This is a genomic window from bacterium, from assembly GCA_030654305.1.
Lineage (GTDB): Bacteria > Krumholzibacteriota > Krumholzibacteriia > LZORAL124-64-63 > LZORAL124-64-63 > PNOJ01.
The window spans coordinates 1-7,505 of sequence record JAURXS010000144.1 but is presented as its reverse complement, the minus strand read 5'-3'; the positions used below and the strand labels follow the sequence as shown (position 1 = coordinate 7,505).

Here is a 7,505-nt window from a genome sequence, read left to right as displayed (position 1 = left end):
GTGCCGGCCGAGCCGGTGGCCGAGATCCAGGCGGCGAGGCGGTCGCCGGGCCGCGCGATCTTCGCGAAGATCTCCAGCACGATGCCGCCGGTCAGGCGGTAGTGCCACTGGGCGTTGCCCCACTCCTCGAACTGGTTGAAGATCACGCACTCGGGGCGCGTGCGCTTGATCTCCCAGCACTTGTCGTAGATCTCCTTGACGTTCGACTCGCAGCCGGGCGTGGCGATGACCTCGGTGGCCACGTCGCGCAGCCACTCGAAGCGCTCGCGGCTCATCTCCTCGGGCAGGATGGCGACCGACTCGCAGGCCAGCAGCTTGGAGTCGAAGGCGCCGCCGCGGCAGTAGTTGCCGGTGCTGGGCCAGACCGCCTTCTGGCGCGTGGGGTCGAAGGCGCCGGTGATCAGGCGCGGCACCAGGCAGCCGAAGGCCGCGCCCACCTTGTGGGCGCCGGTCGGGAACCACTTGCCGACCAGGCCGACGATCCGCGCCGGCACGCCGGTCAGCTCGGGCGGGAATTCGATCCAGTTGCCGTCGTTGTAGAGCCCCGTCGCGGGATCGTTCTTCCAGGTGATGCGGAACAGGTTGACCGGGTCGATGTCCCATAGCCCCACTTCCGACAGGCGCTTGCGGACCGCGGCCGGGACCAGGGCCGGGTCCTGCATCTCCTGCAGGGTGGGGATGACGATGCCGCGCTCGCGGCAGCGGCGGGCGGCCAGGCGCAGGACCTCGGGGTCGACGATCTTCAGGGGCTGGCTCATGGGAGTTGTCCTTCGGCGTTCCAGGGACTTTATTATCCGTTCAGCAACTGCTAGACTGTTGCGATTCCGGTCCTCCAAGAATGCGATTTCCCGGCGCGCCGGTCAACCCCGGCCGTCCGGACGACGGTGCCCACGCTCGCCCCGGAAGGATGCAGGCCATGGCGATCGAGACCACTCCGCGGATGGTGCAGGCAGTCTACGACGCGAGCCGCGAGCGCCTCGCGGTCGTGCGCAAGCGGCTGGGACGCCCGCTGACCCTGGCCGAAAAGGTGTTCCTCGGGCACCTGGACGACCCTGCGGGGCAGGAACTGGCCCGCGGCGAGGCCACCCTGGCCCTGCGGCCCGACCGCGTGGCCATGCAGGACGCCACGGCCCAGATGGCCATCCTGCAGTTCATGCAGGCCGGGCGCGACGAGGCGGCCGTGCCCACGACCATCCACTGCGACCACCTGCTGCTGGCCTACAAGGGCGCCGTGGCGGACAAGGCCCAAGCCCTGGACAGCAACCGCGAGGTCTACGACTTCCTCAGCTCGTCGGCCGCCCGCTACGGCATGGGCTTCTGGAAGCCGGGCTCGGGCATCATCCACCAGATCGTGCTGGAGAACTACGCGTTCCCGGGCGGGCTGATCATCGGCACCGACAGCCACACCCCCAACGGCGGCGGCCTGGCGATGGCGGCCTGCGGCGTGGGCGGGGCCGACGCCGTCGACGTCATGGTGGGCATGCCCTGGGAGGTCAAGCACCCGAAGATCATCGGCGTGAAGCTGACCGGCGCGCCCGACGGCTGGACCGCCCCGAAGGACGTCATCCTGAAGCTCTGCGGCATCCTGACCGTCAAGGGCGGCACCAACGCCGTCATCGAGTACTTCGGGCCGGGCTGCGCGGCGCTCAGCTGCACCGGCAAGGCCACGATCACGAACATGGGCGCCGAGCTGGGCGCCACCACCAGCATCTTCCCCTACGACGCGCGCATGGCGTCCTACCTCGAGGCCACCGGCCGCGCGGAGCTGGCCGCCCTGGCGGACGCGAACCGCGACCTGCTGACGGCCGACCCCGAGGTCGCCGCCTCGCCGGCCGACTACTACGACCAGATCGTGGAGATCGACCTCTCGACCCTCGAGCCCCACATGGTGGGACCGCACTCGCCCGACCTGGCGCGGCCCGTCGGCGACCTGGCCGCGGACGTGGCGCGCGAGGGCTACCCCGCGAAGATCTCCGCGGCCCTGATCGGCAGCTGCACCAACTCCTCCTACGAGGACATCTGCCGCGCGGCGGACGTGGCGCGGCAGGCGGTCGCCAAGGGCCTGAAGATGAAGACGACCCTGTGGGTCTCGCCCGGCTCGGACCAGATCTACGAGACCATCAAGCGCGACGGCCAGCTGGCGGCGCTCGAGGCGGTGGGCGCCACGGTGCTGACCAACGCCTGCGGGCCCTGCATCGGGCAGTGGCAGCGCGACGACATGGCGTCGGGCGAGCCGAACTCCATCGTCACCTCGTTCAACCGCAACTTCCGCAAGCGCAACGACGGCAACCCGGAGACCTGCGCCTTCATCGGCAGCCCCGAGATCGTCATGGCCTACGGCCTGGCCGGCACCCTGAGCTTCGACCCGCGGCGCGACGCGCTGACCAATTCCCGCGGCGAACAGGTCCGCCTCGATGCGCCCGCGGTCGCCGACGAGCTGCCGCCCCGCGGCTTCGTGGTCGCCACCGGCGGCTACCAGGCGCCGCCCACCGACGTCCGCGGCGTCGAGGTGCTGGTCGACCCGAAGAGCGACCGCCTGGCCCTACTGGAGCCCTTCGCGCCGTGGCACGGCGGCGACTTCACGGACCTGCCGGTCCTGATCAAGGCGCAGGGCAAGTGCACGACCGACCACATCTCGATGGCCGGACCCTGGCTCAAGTACCGCGGCCACCTCGACAACATCAGCAACAACATGCTGATCGGCGCGGTGAACGCCTTCAGCGGCGAGACGAACCGCGTCAAGAACCAGCTCGACGGCAGCCTGGGCGAGGTGCCGCAGGTGGCGCGCGCCTACAAGGCCGCGGGGCGGCGCTGGCTCGTCGTCGGCGACGAGAACTACGGCGAGGGCTCGAGCCGCGAGCACGCGGCCATGGAGCCGCGCCACCTGGGCTGCGCCGCGGTTCTGGTGCGCAGCTTCGCCCGCATCCACGAGACGAACCTCAAGAAGCAGGGCATCCTGCCGCTGACCTTCGCCGACCCGGCCGACTACGACCGCGTCCGGCAGGACGACCGCGTCGCCATCGGCCCTCTGGCCGACCTGGCGCCCGGGCGCCCCCTGCGCGTCACCCTGACGCACGGCGACGGGGCGACCGAGTCCTTCGAGGTCCGGCACACCTTCACCGCGGAGCAGATCGAGTGGTTCCGGGCCGGTTCGGCGCTGAACCGGATCAAGGCCACCCGCGCCTGAACGGGACCGATCGTCGCGCCGGAAAGGTCGGCTCCTCGCATGAGATCGTACCATCGCATCTCGCTCACCTACCTGGCCGCGGGCGTCCTGTGGATCCTGCTATCGGACCGGTTCCTGGACCTGGCCGCGCCCGAGGCCGTCTCGCGGCTGCAGACCTACAAGGGCTGGTTCTTCGTCTCCATGACCACGGTGCTGCTGTACGGCGCCCTGCGCCGCCGCGAGCTGCACCTGCAGCGCGCGCTGGACGAGCTGGCGGCCGCGCAGGCGCGCTCCCGCGAGACCGTGCAGTTCGTGGCCTCGACGTCGCACGAGCTGCGCACGCCGCTGGGCGCGATCCTGGGCTTCTCCAGCTTCCTGCTGCAGGAGAAGCCGGGCCCCCTGAACCAGGACCAGCGCGAGCAGCTGGGCCACGTGCGCGACGCCGCCCGGCACCTGCAGGCCCTCACCAACGACATCACCGACCTGGCGCGCCTCGACGCCGGCCGCGTCGCGCCCGCGATCGACGACTTCCCGCTCGACGCCCTGCTGGAGGAGGCGGCCGCCAACGTGAGGGAGCAGGCCGCGGCCAAGGGCCTCGCCCTGTCCGTCGCCGGCGTGCCGGGCCTCGTCCTGCGCCAGGACCGGCGCCGGCTGCTGCAGTGCCTGCTGAACCTGCTGTCCAACGCCGTCAAGTTCACCGACGCGGGGGAGGTCGCGCTGCGGGCCGCGGTCGAGGGGGACACCCTCAGGCTCGAGGTCCGCGACACCGGTCCCGGCATCCGGCCCGAGGCGCGCGAGCTCCTGTTCCGCCCCTACAGCCGCCTCGACACGCCCGAAACGCAGCGTGCCCACGGCACCGGGCTGGGCCTGTTCATCACCTGCCGCCTGGTCGAGGGGTTGCTGGCCGGCCGGGTGGATCTGGACGACGCCCCGGGCCGCGGCAGCATCTTCCGCCTGGAGATCCCGGTCCGCCATCCGGCCGGCTGACCGCCGGCATCCCGGCTCCAGGACCACTCCGATTCGCCGATGCAGCCACAGCGTGCTGGACGCCGCGCCTCCGTAGGCGCATGCTGGCGAGGTCCGGCTGCCGTGAACCGGGGAGGCTTCCTTGACGCCGCCGCGACGACATCCCGTCCGGTACGATCCGCGCTCGTTCGCTTGGCTGCTGGCGTCGCTGCTGGCGCTGCCGCTGGCCGTCGGCTGCGCGCGAGCGCCGGTCGCCGCCGACCCGACGACGGCCGCGGCGCCGGCCGGGCCGGTCGAGATCGTCGCCTGGCTCGACGACGACCCGGGCGGGCCCGCCATGCTGCCCGTCGCCGCCCACATGATCGCCTCCGCGCGCGACGACACCACCCGCTCCTGGCTCTGGGTGCAGGTGGAGCTCCACGAGAATCAGGACGTGCGCCTGCTCGGACCCGGCGCGCTGAAGTTCCGCCTGGAGCTGGCGGACGGGACGACCCGCGAGGTCCTCGACGAAGGGGTGCGCGTGCCGCTCGATGCCGGGGCCAACACGTTCCTGAATTCGGCCACCGGGCCGATCACCATCCGGGCCAGCCACGCCCACGGCTCGGCGACCTGCGTCCCGCTGCTGGTGCGGCTGCCGTTGCAGGACGGCCCGCTCCCCAGGATGAGTGGCGTTGCATCCGTGCCCGAACGCTGGCAGCGCCACTGACCATCCCGCCGTATCCCGGAGGACTCCCGTGAACTTCTACGCCGACTGGGTGCGCGCCCAACCGCTGCTTTCGGCCGCCCTGCAGTTCGCCGTGCTCGGCACCCTGGGGGAGATCGTCGCCGCGTGCCTGCGCGCGCGCCGTCCCGCCCTGCCCTGCACGCCCGCGCAGCTGGCGGCCAAGACCGTGGCCTGGGCCGTGCTGGGTCTGGTGATCAAGTTCGGTTTCACCGGCATGAAGGGCTTCGTCGCGGGGCTGCTGGAACACGGGCTGCTGCCCGCCTGGTGCGCGGCGGGCGTGGGGCGCGCGCTGGCCGTCTCGGTGCTCACCAACCTCTTCTTCGGACCGCAGATGATGGCCTTCCACCGCTGGGAGGACAACCTCATCCTGCGCCGCCGCGGCTACGCCGGGATCACGACCGCGTGGTGGACGCTGGTCTGGTTCTGGATCCCGGCCCACACCGTCACCTTCAGCCTGCCCCCCGATTATCAGATCGGGCTGGCCGCGCTGTGGGGGCTGGTGCTGGGGATCATCCTCGGCTTGAGCAAGAAGTAATCCCGCCGGCTAGTCTTCGTCGCGCTGGGTGCGCGCCCGCTTCACGGCGGCGCGCCGGCGCTTGTCGTCCACGCGCTTGAGGCGGGAGGCCCGGGTTGGCTTGGTCGAAGTGCGGGGCTTCGGGAGTTCGGCGGCTCGCTGGAGCAGGGCCACGAGGCGGTCGATCGCGTCCTGGCGGTTGCGTTCCTGGGTGCGGTGGCGGCGGGCGTCCAGGACGATGACGCCCTCGGTGGTGGCGCGGCGGCCGGCGAGGCGCAAGGCGCGCGCCCGCACCGCGTCGGGCAGGTTCGGGGAGTTTGCGGCGTCGAAGCGCAGCTGGACCGCGGTGGAGACCTTGTTGACGTTCTGGCCGCCGGGGCCGGACGCGCGCACGAAGCTGAACGACAGCTCGTCGTCGGCGATGCGGATGTCCGGTGTGACTTCGATCATCATGCTCTCCGTGACGACACGAAGGGTAACAGCGAAGGCCGGGCCCGCGCCCGACCTTCGCATGGTAGCAGGGCCGCCGTCGGCGCGCTAGGACGCGAACGCGACGTACTTGTCGGCCGGCACGTTGCAGACGGGGCAGCGCTCGTGCGCGTCGCCGAAGACGGTGTGGCCGCAGACGGGGCAGATCGACACCTTGGTGACGTCGATGTCCTTGCCCGCCTTGACCGCCTCGAGCGCCGCGCGGTACATGTCGGCGTGGATCTTCTCGGCCTCGATGGCGAAGCGGATGCTGCGCTGGGCGCCCTTCTCCTGCTGCAGCTGGGCCACCGCCATGTAGGCGGGGTACATCTCGTCCACCTCGAAGGTCTCGCCGCCGAGGGCGCCTTCCAGGTTCGCCGTGGTGTCGCCCACGCCGGCGAGCTCCTTCAGGTGGTTCACGGCGTGCACCTGCTCGGCGTAGCTGATGGCCTTGAACAGCAGGGCCACCTGGGGGAACCCGTCGTGGGCGGCCTTGTCGGCGAAGGCCAGGTACTTCATGTGCGCCTGGCTCTCGCCGGCGAACGCGTCCTTCAGATTGTGCTCGGTCATCGCACGCATGGGGCCTCCTCGGGTTGGTCGGGATCGGTTGTCCGAAACATGGTACGATCCGTCATCAAATTCAACCGATGGTCAGCAGCACGATCCCGCCGACGGTCAACGCCATCCCGAGCAGCGTCTTGAGCGTGACGGGCTCGCCGCCCAGCGTCAGGGCCAGCAGCGCCCCGAACAGGGGCGAGGTGAAGGCGATGGGCATGACGCGCGTCAAGGGCGCGCCCTTGATGGCCGTGTAGAAGCAGAGCATGCCGATCGAGCCCGCCACCACGCCGCCGCCGATGGTCATGTACAGCAGCGACCGCGGCCCCGCGGTCGCCAGCGCCTTCCAGTGCGGCGCGCTCACCGCGCCCAGGATCACCAGCGCCACCGCCGTGCGGATCGTGATGCCCAGCTGCGGCGGCAGGTTGCCGAGGTGCAGGCCGCGCTTCTCAAAGTAGCCGCCGAAGCCCCAGGCCGCGGCGGTCAGCAGGGCGAACAGGTACGGTTTCATCGACGCGCGCTCCTCTGGCGGAGCGCCTCGTAGGCGAGCAGCGCCGCCGCCACGCTGACGTTCAGGGAGTCGGCCGTCCCCAGCATGGGGATGCGGCAGCGGCGCTCGGCCGCCGCGAGCATTTCTTTCGACAGCCCCGTGTCCTCGGCGCCCAGCAGCACCGCCACGGGGCCGGTCAGGTCGCAGGAGGTGTGCAGGTCGGGCGCCGCCGGCGTGGTCGCCAGCAGCGGGATGCCGCGCGCGCGCAGGAAGTCCAGGATCTCCGCGGCGCCGGCGCTGACCGTCGGCACGGTGAACACCGCGCCGGTCGAGGCGCGCAGGGCGTTGGGGTTCCAGGGATCGGCGCCCGCGCCGCAGGCCAGCACCGCGGCGACGCCGGCCCCGCTGGCGGTACGCACGACCGCGCCCAGGTTGCCCGGCTTCTCCACGCCCTCCAGGACCAGCACCAGGGGCTCGGGCGGCAGGTTGAGCGTGTCCAGCGTCCAGGCCGGCGGCTGCGCCACGACGATCAGCCCCTCGGGCTTCGCGCGGTAGGAGGCCTTCTCCAGCACGCGCGCGTTCACCTCGACGATCTCGATCCCCGAGCGGCGCAGGTCCTCCA

Annotated in this window: 9 protein-coding genes; 4 read left to right on the top strand and 5 right to left on the bottom strand. The window is 71.4% G+C overall.

What is annotated here, in order from left to right; translation table 11 throughout:
* A partial coding sequence (locus Q7W29_03800) for a pyridoxal-5-phosphate-dependent protein subunit beta (protein MDO9170936.1) occupies window positions 1-758 on the bottom strand: 758 nt, incomplete at its 3' end.
* Between the two features lie 158 nt (window positions 759-916).
* On the opposite strand from Q7W29_03800, the gene Q7W29_03795 reads away from it, so the two are divergent.
* The 4 genes from Q7W29_03795 (at window position 917) to Q7W29_03780 (ending at window position 5,391) form a co-directional block, all read left to right on the top strand.
* A complete protein-coding gene (locus tag Q7W29_03795) occupies window positions 917-3,187 on the top strand; it encodes an aconitate hydratase (protein ID MDO9170935.1) in 2,271 nt (756 codons plus the stop codon).
* A gap of 39 nt (window positions 3,188-3,226) precedes the next feature.
* Complete coding sequence (locus tag Q7W29_03790; protein MDO9170934.1) at window positions 3,227-4,153, top strand: HAMP domain-containing sensor histidine kinase; 927 nt, start codon at window positions 3,227-3,229, stop codon at window positions 4,151-4,153.
* Between the two features lie 121 nt (window positions 4,154-4,274).
* Window positions 4,275-4,838 carry a hypothetical protein gene (locus Q7W29_03785; GenBank protein MDO9170933.1) on the top strand — a complete coding sequence of 188 codons (564 nt, stop codon included), beginning with the start codon at window positions 4,275-4,277 and terminating at the stop codon, window positions 4,836-4,838.
* 28 nt (window positions 4,839-4,866) lie between these two features.
* Window positions 4,867-5,391, top strand: coding sequence for a hypothetical protein (locus Q7W29_03780; GenBank protein ID MDO9170932.1), 525 nt, complete (start codon window positions 4,867-4,869; stop codon window positions 5,389-5,391).
* A gap of 9 nt (window positions 5,392-5,400) precedes the next feature.
* Here the strand turns inward: Q7W29_03780 and arfB are convergent, their stop codons facing one another.
* The 4 genes from arfB to Q7W29_03760 all read right to left on the bottom strand — a co-directional run.
* On the bottom strand, window positions 5,401-5,823 hold the full coding sequence (gene arfB / locus Q7W29_03775; GenBank protein MDO9170931.1) for an alternative ribosome rescue aminoacyl-tRNA hydrolase ArfB: 423 nt from the start codon (window positions 5,821-5,823) through the stop codon (window positions 5,401-5,403).
* Between the two features lie 84 nt (window positions 5,824-5,907).
* A complete protein-coding gene (locus tag Q7W29_03770) occupies window positions 5,908-6,417 on the bottom strand; it encodes a rubrerythrin family protein (GenBank protein MDO9170930.1) in 510 nt (169 codons plus the stop codon).
* 61 nt (window positions 6,418-6,478) lie between these two features.
* Complete coding sequence (locus Q7W29_03765; protein ID MDO9170929.1) at window positions 6,479-6,904, bottom strand: EamA family transporter; 426 nt, start codon at window positions 6,902-6,904, stop codon at window positions 6,479-6,481.
* A partial coding sequence (locus Q7W29_03760; GenBank protein ID MDO9170928.1) for a TrmH family RNA methyltransferase occupies window positions 6,901-7,505 on the bottom strand: 605 nt, incomplete at its 5' end. The genes Q7W29_03765 and Q7W29_03760, both read right to left, overlap by 4 nt.